We start from the raw sequence: 16,153 nt of genomic DNA, 5'->3' as shown, positions 1-16,153 counted from the left end.
GACTGGCGCTGCATATCTACGCGACAGGTTGCAAGCCTCAGGGAGTTCCCTGCATACGCCAGCCCTGATCGGGCCATTCCCGAACGCTTTAACGATACAAGGAGATTTAGATCGATGCTGTCGATGTCCATGGCGCGATGATGACGGAAAACGAGTAGAGCCGATGTCTCTGGCGCTGGTTGGTGTACTCAGTCAAACCGGCCCAGCGCAAATGCGGCGGCATCCACAGTAGGTGTTTCGCCCATGACGAGCTGGCGCACATGGTGCGCGCTGCCCATGGCCAAGCCCCAGCCGTAGCCGCCGTGCGCTGCGTTGAGCCACACGCCGGGCGCGCCGGTGGCGCCCAGTACGGGCAAGCCGTCGGGTACCGTCATGCGCACGCCGCGCCAGGTTTGCAGCACCGATTGGCTGCGCTGGATGCTGCCGGGAAACCATTCCAGCAGCACGCTCACCAGCTCGTGGCGGGCTTCTTCCAGGCGCTCGGGCGATTCAGGCCAGCCGAGTTCGGCGCCGCCGCTGATGCGCAGGCGCGTGCCTTGGCGGGTGAGTACCATGCCTTTTTCCAAGTCGACGATCGACCCGCGTGGTGCGAGCGATTGCTCGGCAATCTGGATGCTGGCGCTATAGCTGTGAATGGCAGCGGCCGGGAGGCGGATGTCCAGTGTTTGCAGCAGCTGTTGCGTATGCTCGCCAGCGCACAGCACCACGGCGTCAAAGCTGCGCTCCGATTGTCCGGTATGGATGCGTACGCCCGCGCCTTCGGATTGGATGCGTGTGACGGCTTGCTGTGTCAGCAATTCCAGCCCGTGCGATTGCAGTACCTGCAGCAGGCCCTGCGAAAACAGGCGGCCATTGCCAGCCCAGGATTCGGGCAGGTGCAAAGCGCCGGACATGCGGATGTCGGTGGCCAGGCCTGGCTCCAGCGCGCGTGCTTCGGCTTCGCTGCATTGGCGGTAATCCACATGGGCGGCTGACAGGCGGCGCGTGAGCTCATACAACGCGGCGGCGTTGGGCTCTTTGCGCAGCGGCAGCAGCAAGCCGGCGTTGAACTGCGCATTGATATTGAACAGCTCTTGCGCATGCTGCATGCGCTGCATGGACAGCAGCTCCAGCTCTTGCAGCGCGGCTATGGATTCGATGTTGCCTTGCTTTTTGGCAATGCTTTGGTATTTGCGGGCCCAGCGGCGCGCGCCGGTGAGCAGGTTGCCTTGCACCGACAGCTCGGCAAACGGCGGGCGGTGCATGCCCAGTCGCAGGCTGGGCAAGAAGGCGGTCGCCCCCCAGGGGTTGATGACGCAGGGCCACATCAGGCCTGAGGGTGCAAAGCTGGCCTCTTCGGCGGCGGCGCGGTGCTGCTCGTAAATGCTGACTGTGTTGCCGGCTTCCATCAGCTCGAAAGCGGTGGCTATGCCCGCAATGCCTGCACCAACGACTGCAATTTTCATAAATACCCAGGGACCGGCCAGTTCTCTATGTGGTGGCGCTTTCAGTTTGCAAGCATTTGCAAGTGCTGTAGCGCACCCGTCAGATTGTGCCTAGGTTTTTCTGGCTCCAAGTCAGCCAACAGCGCGATTTCTCATTGAAATTCGCAATCAAACAAAGTTGCTTTGCGCTGCGTAGATGAGCGCCTTGTGGAATGTGCTAGAATCCTAGGGTTTTGCCGGATGCTGCGCGTGGTGCGCTGCACTGGTGGAATAAATCCCAAACCCGTCCGCCAAGGTGTTGCTGCTGCACTTGTAGAGTGGTGCAGGCAATTGTTGGACGGGATTTTAGACCTAACCTTCGGAGAAGACTATGTCCGTTACGATGCGCGAGATGCTGGAAGCCGGCGTCCACTTTGGCCACCAAACCCGTTTCTGGAACCCCAAGATGGGCCAGTACATTTTCGGTAGCCGCAACAAGATCCACATCATCAACCTGGAAAAGACCCTGCCTCTGTTCCAGGACGCCCAAAAGTTCGTCAAGCAACTGGCTGCCAACCGCGGCACCATCTTGATGGTGGGTACCAAGCGCCAATCGCGCGAAATCCTGGCTGCTGAAGCACAACGCGCTGGCGTGCCTTACGTCGACCAACGCTGGTTGGGCGGCATGCTGACCAACTTCAAGACCGTCAAGACCTCGATCAAGCGTCTGAAGGACATGAAGGCCCAGCAAGAAGCCGGTCTGGAATCGATGAGCAAGAAGGAACAACTGACCTTCACCCGCGAAATCGAAAAGCTGGAAAAGGACATCGGCGGTATCCAGGACATGACCGCTCTGCCTGATGCCATCTTCATCATCGACGTGGGCTTCCATAAGATCGCCGTGGCCGAAGCTCGCAAGCTGGGCATTCCTCTGGTGGGCGTGGTTGATACCAACCACAACCCCGAAGGCATCGACTACGTGATCCCCGGTAACGACGACTCGGCCAAGGCCGTGGAACTGTACGCCCGCGGTATCGCTGACGCGATCCTGGAAGGCCGTGCCAACGCCGTGGCTGAAGTGGCCAAGGCTGCTGCCGGCGAAGAAGGCGATGAGTTCGTGGAAGTGGAAAACACCGCTGCTTAATCCACCACGCTGCCCAATGGGCCGCGAATAAAAAGCGGGGCTCGGAATCGGCCCCCTTTTTTTTACCTACGTTTCCAATCAACCCAATTGAACTGAATACGGAGAATCAACATGGCAATTACCGCAAGCATGGTGGCAGAACTGCGCGCAAAGACCGACGCGCCGATGATGGAATGCAAGAAGGCGCTGACCGAGGCTGACGGCGACATGGCCAAGGCTGAAGAGCTGCTGCGCGTCAAGCTGGGCACCAAGGCTGGCAAGGCTGCCTCGCGTATCGCTGCTGAAGGTGTGATCACTGCTTTTGTTGACGGCAACAAGGGTGCCATCGTCGAAGTGAACAGCGAAACCGACTTCGTCTCCAAGAACGACAGCTTCATCGCCATGGCCAACGAAGCGGCCAAGCTGGTGGCTGAGAAGAACCCTGCCGATGTGGCTGCTCTGGGTGCTCTGGCTTATGAGCAAGACGGTTTCGGCCCCACGCTGGAAGAAGTGCGCAAGGGCCTGATCGGCAAGATCGGCGAGAACATGTCGTTCCGCCGCTTCAAGCGCTTCGAGGGCAGCAACCTGGCTGTGTACCTGCACGGCACCCGTATCGGCGTGGTGGTGGAGTTCGAAGGCGACGCACAAGCCGCCAAGGATGTGGCCATGCACGTGGCAGCCATGAAGCCTGTGGCGCTGACGGCAGACGAAGTGCCTGCTGATCTGATCGAAAAAGAGCGCAGCGTGGCCCTGGCCAAGGCGCAAGAATCGGGCAAGCCCGCCGACATCGCCACCAAGATGGTGGAAGGTTCGGTGCAGAAGTTCCTCAAGGAAGTCTCGCTGTACAACCAGGTCTTCGTGAAGGCTGCTGACGGCAAGCAAACCGTGGAGCAAATGCTCAAGGCTGCCAACACCAAGATCAAGTCCTTCACGCTGTATGTGGTGGGTGAAGGCATTGAGAAGAAGGTGGATGACTTCGCCGCTGAAGTGGCCGCGCAGGTTGCGGCCGCCAAGGGTTAATCATCATCCTGACAAAGGGGCTTAGGCCCCTTTGTTTCACCTGTCGTTTTTGCAAACCACCCATCCCCCCGGAGTCCTAGCCATGTCCAACAGCCCAGCCCATAAGCGTATTCTTCTCAAACTCTCTGGTGAGGCCTTGATGGGCGATGACGCCTTTGGTATCAACCGCGCCACCATCGTGCGCATGGTCGAAGAGATTGCGGATGTGACCCGCCTGGGCGTGGAAGTGGCGGTGGTGATTGGTGGCGGCAACATCTTCCGCGGCGTGGCGGGCGGCTCGGTCGGCATGGACCGCGCCACGGCCGATTACATGGGCATGCTGGCCACGGTGATGAACGCCCTGGCGCTGGCAGACGCCATGGACAAGCAAGGTCTGACGGCGCGCGTGATGTCGGCCATCGGCATCGAACAGGTGGTCGAGCCCTATGTGCGTCCCAAGGCGCTGCAGTACCTCGAAGAAGGCAAGGTAGTGGTGTTTGCTGCCGGTACCGGCAACCCATTTTTCACCACCGATACCGCAGCGGCGCTGCGTGGTGCTGAAATTGGCGCAGAATTGGTGCTCAAGGCCACCAAGGTGGATGGTGTTTACACCGCCGATCCCATGAAGGACCCCACCGCTACGCGTTACAGCAAGCTGACGTTTGACGAAGCCATCAGCCGCAACCTGGGCATCATGGATGCCACCGCTTTTGCGCTGTGCCGTGACCAGAAGCTGCCGATCCGGGTGTTCTCGATCGTCAAGAGCGGCGCGCTCAAGCGCGTGGTGATGGGCGAGGACGAAGGCACGCTGGTCTACGCCTGAGTGCGCAGGGGAATGAGCGGTATTGAGGAGTAAAGAATGACAATCGCAGAAATCAAGAAGAATCTCGAAGGCAAGATGGACCAATCGATTGCCGCCTTCAAGAACAACCTGACCAAGATCCGTACCGGCCGCGCCAACCCGCAGCTGCTGGACACCATCCATGTCGATTACTACGGCTCCATGGTGCCCCTGTCCCAGGTGGCCAACGTGGCGCTGATCGACAGCCGCACCATCAGCGTGACGCCCTGGGAAAAGAACATGGGCGCCAAGATCGAAAAGGCCATCCGCGAAAGCGATCTGGGCCTGAACCCGGCCGCCATGGGCGACCTGATCCGTGTGCCCATGCCGCCGATGAGCGAAGAGCGCCGCAAGGAAATGACCAAGCTGGTCAAGGCTGAAGGCGAAAACGCCAAGATCGCCGTGCGCAACCTGCGCCGCGATGCCAACGAAGGCGTCAAGAAGCTGGTCAAGGACAAGGAAGCCTCGGAAGACGATCAAAAGCGCTCGGAAGCCGATGTGCAAAAGATCACCGACAAGCACATCCAGCTGATCGACCAGCTGGTGGTCGAAAAAGAAAAAGACATCATGGCGGTCTGATCCCCGCTGGGATTGGCTTTTCACGCATGAAGTCTGTTGTGATTCCCCACCACATTGCCATCGTCATGGATGGCAATGGCCGGTGGGCCAAGCGCCGTTTTCTGCCCCGTCTGGCGGGTCACAAGCAGGGTGTGGATGCACTGCGCCGCTGCGCCAAGGCCTGCGCGGAGCGTGGCGTCAAGGTGCTCACGGTGTTTGCCTTCTCGTCCGAGAACTGGAACCGCCCCGCCGATGAGGTCGATGGCCTGATGTCGCTGCTGGCCGGTGCTTTGGCCAAGGAAGTGCCCTCGCTCGCGCGAGACGGCATCCGTTTGTATTTTGTCGGTGAGCGCGGCTCGCTCTCGCCCAAGGTGCAAGCAGGCCTGCAGCAGGCCGAGCAAGCCACAGCGCACAACGACCGCATGGTGCTCAACGTCTGCTTCAACTACGGCGGCCGTTGGGACATTGCGCAAGCCGCTGCCAAGCTGGCAGCTGCGGGCACGCAGGTTACCGAAATGGCCATGGCCCAGGCCATGGCGCTGGCCCATGTGCCTGATCCCGATCTGCTGATCCGTACCGGTGGCGAGATGCGCATCAGCAATTTTCTGCTTTGGCAGGCTGCCTACTCGGAGCTGTATTTCAGCGACAAATGGTGGCCCGATTTTGACGAGCAGGCGCTCGACGAGTCGATTGCCGAGTTCAACCGGCGTGAACGCCGCTTTGGCAAGACCTCCGAGCAGGTGGCCTTGCCCCAGTCCTAGCCATGTGACACAGTGGCGCCAGCCCGGTGGCTGGCGCCTTGTCTTTTCAGGAGAACGATTTGCTCAAACAACGCATCATTACCGCCGTAGTTCTCCTGCTGATCCTGATTCCCGCCATCGTGGCCAGCAATCCGCTGCCTTTTGCCGCGCTCATGCTGCTGGCCATGGGCGCTGCCGCCTGGGAGTGGGCGCGCCTGAACGGTTTGAGCGGCGTTGCCACCTATGCGGTGGCGGCTGTTTGCCTGGCGCTGTGTGGCCTGGCCTGGTGGCTCGGCTGGACGCAGCAATCTCTGCCCGCCTTGTGGCTCGTGGCAGGTGGCGCTTGGGTGCTGGTAGCGGCTTATTTGCTCAAGGCCGGTGTTCCAGGCTGGCCCCGTATTCCGCAAGCCCTGCGCATTGTTGTGGGCGTGCTCGCGCTGTGGGTGGCTTGGCTGGCCGTGGCGCAGGCCAAGTGGCTGGGCGTGAACTTTCTGCTGTCGGTTTTTGCCCTGGTGTGGACGGCCGATATCGGCGCCTACTTTGCCGGCCGTGCCTTTGGCTTGCGTTTTACCAAAGGCAAGCTGGCGCCGGCCATCAGCCCTGGCAAAAGCTGGGAAGGCGTGTGGGGCGGTGCCCTGGGCGTGCTGGTGTTGGCCGTGCTGTGGTGCCTGGCCGACCGCCATTTGGGTGCCAGCGTGCCCAGTCTGTATTCTCGTTTGTGGGCCTTCTCGCCATGGTTGATGGTGGTGGCCTGCGTTTTTCTGGCTGGCATGAGTGTCGCTGGTGACCTGGTGGAATCGCTGGTCAAGCGCAGTGCCGGCATGAAGGACAGCAGCCAACTGTTGCCCGGCCACGGTGGCGTGCTCGATCGCATCGATGCCTTGCTGCCCACTTTGCCGCTGGTGATGATGCTGCTGCCATTTTTGGATAAGTGAATTTCGCAATGACCATGCAAGTAACCGTCCTGGGATCGACGGGCTCGATTGGAACCAACACGCTGGATGTGATCGTCCGCCATCCAGACGCCTACCAGGTGTTTGCGCTCAGCGCGCACTCGCGCGTTGATATTTTGCTGGCGCAGTGCCTGCAGTTCCAGCCGCGCTTTGCGGTGATGACCAGCGCCGCACCCGCCAAAGAACTGCGCGAGCGCCTGCAACAAGCCGGCAGCCGCACCGAGGTGCTGGAAGGCGAACAAGCGCTGGAGCAAATTGCTGCTCACCCCGATACCGACGCGGTGATGGCCGCCATTGTGGGTGCCGCCGGCTTGCGCCCTGCGGTGGCTGCCGCTTTGGCTGGCAAGCGCTTGATGCTGGCGAACAAAGAGGCGCTGGTCGTCGGCGGTCAGCTTTTCATGGATGCCGTCAAACAAGGCGGCGCCAGCTTGCTGCCCATCGACAGCGAGCACTCGGCCATCTTCCAATGCCTGCCGGAAGACCCGGCAGAGTGGCCGCAGCGCGTGGACCACATCATTCTCACGGCCTCGGGCGGCCCCTTCCGCACCCGCGAGCCTGCCAGCCTGCGCGATGTAACGCCGCAGCAAGCCTGCAACCACCCGAACTTCTCGATGGGGCGCAAGATCTCCATCGACTCGGCCACCATGATGAACAAGGCGCTCGAAGTGATCGAGGCGCGCTGGCTCTTCGACATGCGGCCCGAGCAGATCAAGGTGGTGATCCACCCGCAGCAGATTGTGCACTCGATGGTGCAGTTCAACGACGCCTCCATCCTCGCGCAACTGGGTACGCCCGATATGCGCGTGCCCATTGCCGTCGGCCTGGCTTGGCCGCAGCGTGTGGCCAGCGGTGCTGCGCCTTTGGATTTCGCCAAGCTGGCAGCGCTCACCTTTGAAGAGGCGGATGCGCACCGCTTCCCCGGCTTGCATCTGTCCTGGCAAGCGCTGCGTGCGCCAGAAGGTACGACCACGGTGCTGAATGCGGCCAATGAGGTGGCAGTGGCGGCTTTCCTGGCCGGGCGCATGCGTTTTGACCAGATCTACCAGGTCAACGAGCAGGTGCTCTCTGGCATGCGGCCACAGTCGCCAGACAGCATTGATGCCTTGCTGGCACTCGATGCCGAAGTGCGCTCTTACGCCGAAGGCGTGATCGCCCATCTGCCCCGGTGAGGGGGCATTCGCACGCCTCGGTAGAATCGTGGTTTTGATAGCAAGGACCTGAGCAATGTTGACCGTTGTTGCATTCGTCGTTGCACTGGCCATCTTGATCGCCGTGCACGAGTACGGCCACTACCGCGTGGCGGTTGCCTGCGGCGTGAAAGTGCTGCGTTTCTCCATCGGTTTTGGCAAGCCCTTGCTGCGCTGGCAGGGCAAAAACTCGGGCACCGAGTTTGTCGTCAGTGCCATTCCTCTGGGCGGATACGTGCGCATGCTCGATGAGCGCGAGGCGCCGGTGGCCGAGGGCGAGCGCCATTTGGCCTTCAACACGCAGCCGCTGCGCTCGCGCGCGGCCATTGTTGCTGCTGGCCCTTTGGCCAATCTGCTGCTTGCTATCTTGCTGTATGCCTGCGTTAACTGGATCGGCGTGCGCGAGCCGGCAGCCATCATCGGCAGCCCGCCTGCAGCCAGCTTGGCGGCCCACGCCGGTTTGAATGGTGGCGAAACCGTGCGCGCCATGGCCTTGAGTGGCGAGGAAAGCCAGCCTGTGCGCTCGCTGGAAGACCTGCGCTGGTTCCTGGCCCAAGCGGCGCTCAATGGCAAGGATGTGGAATTGGCCGTGGTCGGCCGCAATGGCGGTGCCGAGCGCAGCTACCGCTTGCCACTCTCCAGCCTGGGTGCCTCCGATGCGAACCCGCAGCTGATGGAAAAGATTGGCCTGACGCATCCGTGGTCGTCAGCCGAGCTGGGTGATTTCGAGCAGGGCAGCGCGGCTTCACAGTCCGGGTTGCGCAAGGGTGATGTGGTGTTGCAGATCGACGGCGTGGCCGTGGGCGACGGCAGCCATCTGCGCCGCATGATCCGCGCCTCGGGCGCCGAAGGCCGCCCGCCGCTGCAAGACTGGTTGGTCGAGCGTGCCGGTTCGCGCGTCCATGTGCCCGTGCAATTGGCGCAGGCCGAAGACGGCGGGCAAAAGATTGGCCGCCTCGGCGCCTTTATTGGCGCGCCGGTAGCCATGGAGCAAGTGCGCTACGGCCTGTGGGAAGGCTTGAGCAAGGGCGCGCAAAAGACCTGGGAAGTGTCGACGCTCACGCTCAAGATGATGGGCAAGATGGTGATCGGTCAGGCTTCGCTGCAGAACATCAGCGGGCCGCTGACGATTGCCGAATACGCGGGCAAATCGGCCCAGATCGGCCTGACACAATACCTTGCATTTTTGGCGCTGATCAGCGTCAGTCTGGGTGTGCTGAATCTGTTGCCGCTGCCGGTGCTCGATGGCGGCCACCTGATGTATTATCTTTGGGAGGCTGTCACTGGCAAGCCGCCCACCACGCAATGGCTGGAGCGCTTGCAAAAAGGTGGTATCGCCGTGCTGCTGCTCATGATGTGCATTGCGTTCTTCAACGATTTGTCGCGGCTATTGGGCTGAGTTTCGCGGCGTTACTGCATAATGGGCGGCCCTTGTTGCTATCACAAATGACATATTCCATCCCTTCTTCGCTTTTTCGCAAGACCACGGCTGCTGCGGCCTTGATGCTGATCGCCAAGCTGTCTTGGGCGCTGGATCCTTTCACCATCCAAGATATCCGAGTCGAAGGCTTGCAGCGTGTGGAGCCGGGAACCATCTTTGCTTCCATGCCCCTGCACGTGGGCGATGATTACAACGACGAAAAAGGCTCGTCCGCAATCCGTGCGCTGTTTGCCCTGGGTCTGTTCAAGGATGTGCGCCTGGAAGCCAATGGCAACGTGCTGGTGGTGGTCGTCGAAGAGCGCCCCACGATCTCCAATGTCGATTTCCTCGGCACCAAGGAGTTCGACAAGGAAGCCATGAAAAAGGCCATGCGCGATGTCGGGCTGACCGAAGGTCGCCCCTACGACAAAGCGCTGACCGACCGTGCCGAGCAAGAGCTCAAGCGCCAGTACATCAACAAGAGCATGTACGCGGCCGATGTGGTGACCACGGTCACGCCTATCGAGCGCAACCGCGTCAACCTGACTTTCACGGTGACCGAAGGCGAAGCGGCCAAGATCAAGGAAATCCACATCTCGGGCAACAAGGATTTCAAGGAATCCACGTTGACCGATCTGTTCGACCAGGACACCGGTGGCTGGCTGAGCTGGTACACCAAGAGCGACCGCTATTCCAGCTCCAAGTTCAACGCCGACCTGGAAACGCTCAAGTCCTTCTACCTGTCGCGCGGCTATCTGGAGTTCCGCATCGAATCGACCGAGGTCTCGATCTCGCCCGACAAGGAACGTATCTCCATCAACCTGCAGGTGCATGAAGGGCCGAAGTTCGTCGTCTCTGGCGTCAAGCTCGAAGGCAATTACCTCGATCGCGAGGACGAATTCAAGTCGCTCATCACCATCAAGCCCGGCGAGCCTTACAACGCCGACCGCGTGACAGAGACGACCAAGCGCTTCACCGACCACTTTGGCAGCTTTGGCTATGCGTTTGCGCGGGCCGAAGCCGTGCCCGAGATCGACCGCGAGAACAACCGCGTCGAGCTGGTGCTCAAGGCCGAGCCATCGCGCCGCGCCTATGTGCGCAAGGTCAACGTGGCGGGCAACAACCGCACGCGTGACGAAGTCATCCGCCGCGAAGTTCGCCAGTACGAGGCCTCGTGGTACGACTCGGACAAGATCAAGCTTTCGCGCGACCGTGTCGACCGTCTGGGTTTCTTCAACGATGTGGCGGTAGATACACAAGAAGTGCCGGGCGCACCCGACCAGGTGGATGTCAACATGACGGTCACCGAAAAGCCCACCGGCTCGTTGCAGCTGGGGGCGGGTTACTCCAGCGCTGAAAAGGTCTCGCTGACCTTCGGTATCAAGCAAGAGAACGTGTTTGGCTCGGGCAACTACCTGGGCATTGACGTCAACACCAGCAAGTACCACCGTACGCTGGTGGTGAGCACGACCGATCCTTATTTCACCAAGGACGGCATCTCGCGCACCTACGACATGTACTACCGCACCGACCGTCCGTACGACGAGCAGGGCGGTAACTACCAGATCATCACGACCGGTGGCTCGGTACGCTTTGGTATTCCGTTCAGCGAACTCGACACCGTCTATGTCGGTGGCGGTATTGAAAACACGCGCATCAAGCTGGGCACCAACATGCCCGCTGCCTACCTCGATTACGCTACCCGTTACGGCAACACCAGCCTGAACTTCCCGCTGACCCTGGGTTGGTCGCGTGACAGCCGCGACAGCGCACTGGCTCCCAACTCGGGCCGCTTCCAGAAGCTGGGCTCGGAGTGGTCGCTGTTTGGCGATGCGCGCTACCTCAAAGCCAACTACCAGTTGCAACAGTACATTCCGTTGAACAAGCGCTACACCGTGGCACTGAACGGCGAAGTGGGTTGGGGCAAGGGCATGGGCGGCAAGGCCTTCCCGGTGTTCAAGAACTACTTCTCCGGTGGTCTGGGCTCGGTGCGAGGCTTCGAACAAAACACCCTCGGTCCGCGTGATGTGACCGGCGCCACCCTGGGTGGCTCCAAGAAGCTGACGCTGAACGCCGAGTTCATCGGGCCCATGCCCGGTACCGGCAATGACCGTACTTTCCGCTGGTTCGCTTTCGTCGATGCCGGCAATGTCTGGGGTGACGAGCAGGACTTCAAGCTGAATGAACTGCGCGCCTCCGCGGGTGTTGGGTTGAGCTGGATTTCCCCACTGGGACCGCTGCGATTGGCTTATGCTCAGCCAGTTCGCAAATTCACCGGCGATAAAATCCAGAAATTGCAATTCCAAATCGGAACATCTTTCTAATGAATACTTTTTCTCGTCCCTTTCCGTTGATGGTTTTGGCTGCGGCCCTGTCGTTTGGTGCAGTGGCGCAAGCGCAAGAGTTCAAGGCTGGTTTTGTCAATACCGATCGCATCTTCCGCGAAGCCAATGCTGCCAAGGCGGCCCAGGCCAAGCTGGAGACCGAATTCTCCAAGCGTGAAAAAGAACTGGTCGACGCCGGCAGCAAGCTCAAGACCGAAGGCGAAAAGTTCGAGCGCGAAGCACCGACCATGTCGGAGAGCCAGCGCGTCACGCGCCAGCGTCAGCTGGTGGACCAGGACCGTGAATTCCAGCGCAAGCGCCGCGAATTCCAGGAAGACCTGAGCGCCCGCAAGAGTGAAGAGCTGTCGGCCGTGCTCGAGCGCGCCAACAAGGTCGTCAAGCAAGTGGCTGAGCAGGAAAAATACGATGTGGTGCTGCAAGAAGCGGTCTACATCAACCCCAAGCACGACATCACCGAGAAGGTGCTCAAGGCTCTCAACGCAGCCCCTGCTGGCAAGTAAGCCGAGGTCCGTGTGAGCTTGCAGCTGGGACAGATTGTCGATGCCTTGGGCGGACGCCTGGAAAAAGGCGATCGCAGCTTGCAGATCGAGGCCATAGCCTCGCTGGAAGATGCCGGTCCGCATGACATCAGCTTTCTGAGCAACCCCCGGCTGCACGCACAAATGCAGGCTTCGCGTGCAGCCTGTGTCGCTGTCAGCGAACGCATGGAAGCCCAGGCCCGTGAGCGGGCCGGTGCTTACTTGGTGGTGGACGATCCCTACCTGTTCTTTGCCCGGCTCACCCAGTTGTGGCGCCAGCACCACCAGATCCGCGCGGTCAAAACCGGTGTTCACCCTTCTGCCGTGGTGGAAGAGGGCGCGCAAATTCACCCCAGCGCCTCCGTAGGCCCGCTGTGCCATGTGGGTGCAGGCGCGGTGATTGGTGCTGATTCGGTGCTCACCTCGCGTGTCACCCTGGGTGCCGGCTGTGTGCTGGGTCAGCGGGTATTGGTGCAGCCTGGCGCGGTCATCGGTGGCGATGGCTTTGGCTTTGCCAATGACAAAGGGCGCTGGATCAAGATCGAGCAGCTGGGCAATGTGCGCATTGGCGACGATGTTGAGATCGGGTCCAACACATGCATCGACCGTGGTGCTTTGCAAGACACGGTCATCGCCAACGGCGTCAAGATCGACAACCAGGTGCAGATCGGGCACAACGTCGAAATTGGCGAGAACTCGGCCATGGCGGGCTGCACAGGCATTGCCGGTAGTGCCAAGATAGGGCGCAATTGCACGATAGGAGGGGCCGGGATGATCCTGGGGCACCTGGAAATCGCCGACAATGTGCATATTTCGGCGGCGACCGTCGTGAGTCGGTCCATCAAGCAGCCGGGGCATTACACCGGCTTCTTCCCTATCGACGACAATGGCAACTGGGAAAAAAACGCCGCCACCCTCAAACATCTCCATGCACTGAGAGACCGCATCAAGGCCTTGGAGCAAACACAGAAAAACGGCTAAGCCGAGTTCACTATGATGGATATTCAAGGAATTCTCAAGCAACTGCCCCACCGCTACCCATTTTTGCTGGTGGACCGGGTGCAAGAGCTGGAGCGCAATACCCGCATCCGGGCAATCAAGAACGTCACGTTCAACGAGCCCTTCTTCACCGGGCATTTCCCAGGCCGCCCTGTCATGCCCGGCGTGCTGATTCTGGAAGCGCTGGCGCAAGCAGCCGGCCTGCTGGCTTTCGACGCCATGGGCCAGGTGCCCGACGAGAACAACATCTACTACTTTGTCGGTATCGACTCGGCACGCTTCAAGCGCCCCGTGGTGCCTGGAGACCAGTTGGTGCTCGAGATCACCATCGACCGCGTGCGCGGTGGTATCTGGAAGTTCAAGGGCGTGGCCAGCGTCGACGGCGAAGTGGCCGCCGAAGCTGAACTGATGTGCACCATGCGTCACGTGGAATGACGGCTGATGGCAGCTGTCAGTCTTATTCACCCGACCGCCATCGTTGACCCGGCCGCCGAGCTGGATTCGACGGTGGCGGTCGGGCCGTATGCGGTCATTGGCCCCAAGGTGTGCATTGGCGCACGCAGCTCGGTCGGTGCCCACTGTGTGATCGACGGCATCACCAGCATTGGCGCGGACAACCAGATATTTCCGCACGCTGCCTTGGGTGGCGCGCCGCAAGACAAGAAATATGCGGGCGAGCCGACCCGCCTGGAAATTGGCGATCGCAACACCATTCGCGAGTTCTGTACCTTCAGCACCGGCACGGTGCAGGATGAAGGTGTTACCCGCGTGGGCGACGACAACTGGATCATGGCCTATGTCCACATTGCCCATGACTGCCGCGTAGGCAACAACACCATTTTGGCCAACAACGCCACGCTGGCCGGCCATGTGCATGTGGCGGATTGGGCGATCATTGGCGGCCTGACCGGCGTGCACCAGTTCAGCAAGATCGGTGCCCATGTGATGGCCGGCTTTGCCAGCCATATCAGCCAGGACGTGCCGCCTTTCACCATGGTCGACGGCCACCCGTTGGCTGTGCGCGGACTGAACCTCGAAGGTCTGCGCCGCCGTGGCTTCAGCGCCGAGCGCCTGGCTGTCATCAAGCAGGCCTACCGCGTGCTCTACCGCAGTGGTCTCACCTTGCATGCGGCCATCGAGGCGCTGAACAATCTGCGCAACAGCTGTGAGCCAGAGGCGCAGGCCGATGTGCAGCTGATGCTGGATTTTCTGGCGCAGTCCCAGCGCGGCATCGTGCGCTGAGCGCGCATGGCAGGCGCAATGCAAAAAACCACTTCCACCTTCTTGGCCATGGTCGCCGGGGAAACCTCGGGCGATCTGCTGGCCAGCCTGGTGCTGCAAGGTCTGCAGGCCGATATTCCGGCCTTGCGGGCCGCAGGCATTGGCGGCCAGCGTATGGCCGATGCCGGCTTTGATGCCTGGTGGCCCAGCGAACGCTTGGCCGTGCACGGTTACAGCGCCGAGCTGCTCAAGCGCATCTGGGGCATTTTGCGCATCCGCAAGCAGCTGGTGCAGCGCTTGTCGGCCGACAAACCGCAGCTTTTCATGGGCATCGATGCGCCCGATTTCAACCTGGGCGTGGAAGAGCGCTTGCGCGCCCAGGGCATCAAGACGGTGCATTTTGTCTGCCCGTCGATTTGGGCCTGGCGTCCCGAGCGGGTGGAGAAAATCCGCCGCTCGGCCGACCATGTGCTGTGCATCTTCCCTTTCGAGCCGGCCTTGCTGGCCCAGCACGGCATTGCTGCCACCTATGTGGGCCACCCGCTGGCCAATGTGATTCCGCTGCAGCCCGATCGCGCGGCAGCGCGACAGCAGCTGGGCTTGCCGCTCGATGGCGAGGTGCTCGCCATTTTGCCTGGCAGCCGCGCCTCGGAAGTGGGTTACATCGCCAAGCCGTTCTTTCTGGCTGCGGCTATGCTTTTGCGAGCACGTCCTTCGCTTACAATCCTGGTCCCTGCTGTTCCGGCTTTGCGCGCACGTATTGCGGCGCTGGCTGCCGAATGCGGGATATTGGATCGCATCCGCATTCTTGACGGCCAGTCGCATCTGGCCTTGCAAGCCTGCGATTGCACGCTGATCGCCAGCGGCACGGCCACCTTGGAGGCGGCGCTGTTCAAGCGTCCCATGGTCATCAGCTACCACATGCATGCCATCAGCTGGCGTCTCATGAAGCGCAAGCAATTGCAGCCCTGGGTGGGTTTGCCCAATATCCTGTGCCAAGACTTTGTCGTGCCCGAGCTGTTGCAAGACGCTGCCACGCCGCAAGCCTTGGCCGAGGCGGTCACGCAATGGTTGGACGCGCCACGCCAGGACCCGGCGCGCCTCGCCCGGCTGGAGCAGCGTTTTCACGACCTGCACCTGGAATTGCGCAGGGACACACCAAAGCTTGCCGCCGATGCCATCCAAAAAATACTCGCTGCCTGACCAGGCCTCTTTGCCGTGGCATCCGCCCGGCTTGGTGGCGGGCGTCGATGAAGCAGGGCGCGGACCGTTGGCAGGCCCGGTGGTGGCAGCAGCGGTCATTTTGGATGAGCGCTCGCCGATTGCGGGTTTGGCTGATTCCAAAAAGCTCACTGCTGCCAAGCGTGAGAAGCTCTACGACGAAATCCGCGCCAAAGCGCTGTGCTGCTGCATTGCGCAAGCCACGGTGCAAGAGGTGGACAGCCTCAATATTCTGCAAGCCACCATGCTGGCCATGCAGCGTGCCGTCAACGGCTTGCGCCTCAAGCCGGTATGCGTGTTGGTCGACGGCAACCGCCTTCCGCGCCTGGATGTGCCGGCCGAGGCTATCGTCAAAGGCGATGCGCTGGTGCAGGCCATCTCGGCAGCGTCGATTCTGGCCAAGGTGCACCGCGACCGCTGGTGTGAAGACATCGATCGCCAATACCCCCAATATGGCTTTGCCGCGCACAAAGGCTATGGTACGGCTTTGCACTTGGCTGCCTTGCATGCGTATGGCGCGTGCCCCGAGCACCGCCGCAGCTTCTCGCCGGTGGCCCAGGTGCTGGCCATGAAGTCGGACGTTGTGCCTGCTGCCCTGGTCCGGTAAAGCTTGCTCGCCTGTGCG

General features: G+C 61.0%; 16 protein-coding genes. 15 read left to right on the top strand and 1 reads right to left on the bottom strand.

Features of this window, described 5'->3' with window-relative positions; translation table 11 throughout:
• Window positions 1-188: 188 nt before the first annotated feature.
• Window positions 189-1,445: an NAD(P)/FAD-dependent oxidoreductase gene (locus ACFIQF_RS20360; protein ID WP_393945468.1), complete on the bottom strand. Its 1,257-nt coding sequence runs from the start codon at window positions 1,443-1,445 to the stop codon at window positions 189-191.
• Between the two features lie 349 nt (window positions 1,446-1,794).
• On the opposite strand from ACFIQF_RS20360, the gene rpsB reads away from it, so the two are divergent.
• The 15 genes from rpsB to rnhB all read left to right on the top strand — a co-directional run bounded on the left by rpsB (window position 1,795) and on the right by rnhB (window position 16,135).
• Complete coding sequence (gene rpsB, locus ACFIQF_RS20355) at window positions 1,795-2,547, top strand: 30S ribosomal protein S2 (RefSeq protein ID WP_393945467.1); 753 nt, start codon at window positions 1,795-1,797, stop codon at window positions 2,545-2,547.
• 111 nt (window positions 2,548-2,658) lie between these two features.
• Window positions 2,659-3,546 carry a translation elongation factor Ts gene (gene tsf / locus ACFIQF_RS20350; RefSeq protein WP_393945466.1) on the top strand — a complete coding sequence of 296 codons (888 nt, stop codon included), beginning with the start codon at window positions 2,659-2,661 and terminating at the stop codon, window positions 3,544-3,546.
• An 82-nt stretch (window positions 3,547-3,628) separates the two neighbouring features.
• Window positions 3,629-4,348 (top strand): UMP kinase, encoded by a 720-nt coding sequence (gene pyrH / locus ACFIQF_RS20345; protein ID WP_393945465.1) that lies wholly within the window; start codon window positions 3,629-3,631, stop codon window positions 4,346-4,348.
• A 36-nt stretch (window positions 4,349-4,384) separates the two neighbouring features.
• Window positions 4,385-4,945 (top strand): ribosome recycling factor, encoded by a 561-nt coding sequence (frr, locus tag ACFIQF_RS20340; protein ID WP_393945464.1) that lies wholly within the window; start codon window positions 4,385-4,387, stop codon window positions 4,943-4,945.
• Window positions 4,946-4,971: 26 nt separating this feature from the next.
• Window positions 4,972-5,685: a polyprenyl diphosphate synthase gene (gene uppS, locus ACFIQF_RS20335; protein WP_393945463.1), complete on the top strand. Its 714-nt coding sequence runs from the start codon at window positions 4,972-4,974 to the stop codon at window positions 5,683-5,685.
• A 59-nt stretch (window positions 5,686-5,744) separates the two neighbouring features.
• The gene (locus ACFIQF_RS20330; RefSeq protein ID WP_393945462.1) at window positions 5,745-6,599 is read left to right on the top strand and encodes a phosphatidate cytidylyltransferase; all 855 of its coding nucleotides are present in this window, start codon (window positions 5,745-5,747) and stop codon (window positions 6,597-6,599) included.
• A gap of 8 nt (window positions 6,600-6,607) precedes the next feature.
• A complete protein-coding gene (ispC, locus tag ACFIQF_RS20325) occupies window positions 6,608-7,786 on the top strand; it encodes a 1-deoxy-D-xylulose-5-phosphate reductoisomerase (RefSeq protein WP_393945461.1) in 1,179 nt (392 codons plus the stop codon).
• Window positions 7,787-7,841: 55 nt separating this feature from the next.
• Window positions 7,842-9,203 (top strand): RIP metalloprotease RseP, encoded by a 1,362-nt coding sequence (gene rseP, locus ACFIQF_RS20320; protein ID WP_393945460.1) that lies wholly within the window; start codon window positions 7,842-7,844, stop codon window positions 9,201-9,203.
• A 47-nt stretch (window positions 9,204-9,250) separates the two neighbouring features.
• A complete protein-coding gene (gene bamA, locus ACFIQF_RS20315; protein ID WP_393945459.1) occupies window positions 9,251-11,548 on the top strand; it encodes an outer membrane protein assembly factor BamA in 2,298 nt (765 codons plus the stop codon).
• Window positions 11,548-12,069 carry an OmpH/Skp family outer membrane protein gene (locus tag ACFIQF_RS20310; protein WP_393945458.1) on the top strand — a complete coding sequence of 174 codons (522 nt, stop codon included), beginning with the start codon at window positions 11,548-11,550 and terminating at the stop codon, window positions 12,067-12,069. The genes bamA and ACFIQF_RS20310 overlap by 1 nt, the downstream gene beginning before the upstream one ends.
• 12 nt (window positions 12,070-12,081) lie before the next feature.
• On the top strand, window positions 12,082-13,068 hold the full coding sequence (lpxD, locus tag ACFIQF_RS20305) for a UDP-3-O-(3-hydroxymyristoyl)glucosamine N-acyltransferase (protein ID WP_393945457.1): 987 nt from the start codon (window positions 12,082-12,084) through the stop codon (window positions 13,066-13,068).
• A 12-nt stretch (window positions 13,069-13,080) separates the two neighbouring features.
• Entirely contained in the window at window positions 13,081-13,521 is a 441-nt protein-coding gene (gene fabZ / locus ACFIQF_RS20300) for a 3-hydroxyacyl-ACP dehydratase FabZ (RefSeq protein WP_184708138.1), read from the top strand.
• Between the two features lie 6 nt (window positions 13,522-13,527).
• Complete coding sequence (lpxA, locus tag ACFIQF_RS20295) at window positions 13,528-14,328, top strand: acyl-ACP--UDP-N-acetylglucosamine O-acyltransferase (protein WP_393945456.1); 801 nt, start codon at window positions 13,528-13,530, stop codon at window positions 14,326-14,328.
• An 18-nt stretch (window positions 14,329-14,346) separates the two neighbouring features.
• Complete coding sequence (gene lpxB / locus ACFIQF_RS20290) at window positions 14,347-15,510, top strand: lipid-A-disaccharide synthase (RefSeq protein ID WP_393945455.1); 1,164 nt, start codon at window positions 14,347-14,349, stop codon at window positions 15,508-15,510.
• Window positions 15,482-16,135: a ribonuclease HII gene (gene rnhB / locus ACFIQF_RS20285; RefSeq protein WP_393945453.1), complete on the top strand. Its 654-nt coding sequence runs from the start codon at window positions 15,482-15,484 to the stop codon at window positions 16,133-16,135. Before lpxB ends, rnhB begins: the two co-directional genes overlap by 29 nt.
• The last annotated feature ends 18 nt before the right edge of the window (window positions 16,136-16,153 follow it).

The sequence above is a fragment of the Comamonas trifloxystrobinivorans genome, from assembly GCF_043359985.1.
GTDB classification, from domain to species: Bacteria; Pseudomonadota; Gammaproteobacteria; order Burkholderiales; family Burkholderiaceae_C; genus Comamonas; species Comamonas trifloxystrobinivorans.
The sequence above is the reverse complement of the archived record's forward strand: the minus strand, read 5'-3'. Positions and strand labels throughout refer to the sequence as shown.

Bases quoted from the DNA above. Each gene is read 5' to 3' on its own strand.
- ACFIQF_RS20360 (WP_393945468.1), bottom strand. From the start codon at position 1,445: ATGAAAATTGCAGTCGTTGGTGCAGGCATTGCGGGCATAGCCACCGCT.
- rpsB (WP_393945467.1), top strand. From the start codon at position 1,795: ATGTCCGTTACGATGCGCGAGATGCTGGAAGCCGGCGTCCACTTTGGC.
- tsf (WP_393945466.1), top strand. From the start codon at position 2,659: ATGGCAATTACCGCAAGCATGGTGGCAGAACTGCGCGCAAAGACCGAC.
- pyrH (WP_393945465.1), top strand. From the start codon at position 3,629: ATGTCCAACAGCCCAGCCCATAAGCGTATTCTTCTCAAACTCTCTGGT.
- frr (WP_393945464.1), top strand. From the start codon at position 4,385: ATGACAATCGCAGAAATCAAGAAGAATCTCGAAGGCAAGATGGACCAA.
- uppS (WP_393945463.1), top strand. From the start codon at position 4,972: ATGAAGTCTGTTGTGATTCCCCACCACATTGCCATCGTCATGGATGGC.
- ispC (WP_393945461.1), top strand. From the start codon at position 6,608: ATGACCATGCAAGTAACCGTCCTGGGATCGACGGGCTCGATTGGAACC.
- rseP (WP_393945460.1), top strand. From the start codon at position 7,842: ATGTTGACCGTTGTTGCATTCGTCGTTGCACTGGCCATCTTGATCGCC.
- bamA (WP_393945459.1), top strand. From the start codon at position 9,251: ATGACATATTCCATCCCTTCTTCGCTTTTTCGCAAGACCACGGCTGCT.
- ACFIQF_RS20310 (WP_393945458.1), top strand. From the start codon at position 11,548: ATGAATACTTTTTCTCGTCCCTTTCCGTTGATGGTTTTGGCTGCGGCC.
- fabZ (WP_184708138.1), top strand. From the start codon at position 13,081: ATGATGGATATTCAAGGAATTCTCAAGCAACTGCCCCACCGCTACCCA.
- lpxA (WP_393945456.1), top strand. From the start codon at position 13,528: ATGGCAGCTGTCAGTCTTATTCACCCGACCGCCATCGTTGACCCGGCC.
- lpxB (WP_393945455.1), top strand. From the start codon at position 14,347: ATGCAAAAAACCACTTCCACCTTCTTGGCCATGGTCGCCGGGGAAACC.
- rnhB (WP_393945453.1), top strand. From the start codon at position 15,482: ATGCCATCCAAAAAATACTCGCTGCCTGACCAGGCCTCTTTGCCGTGG.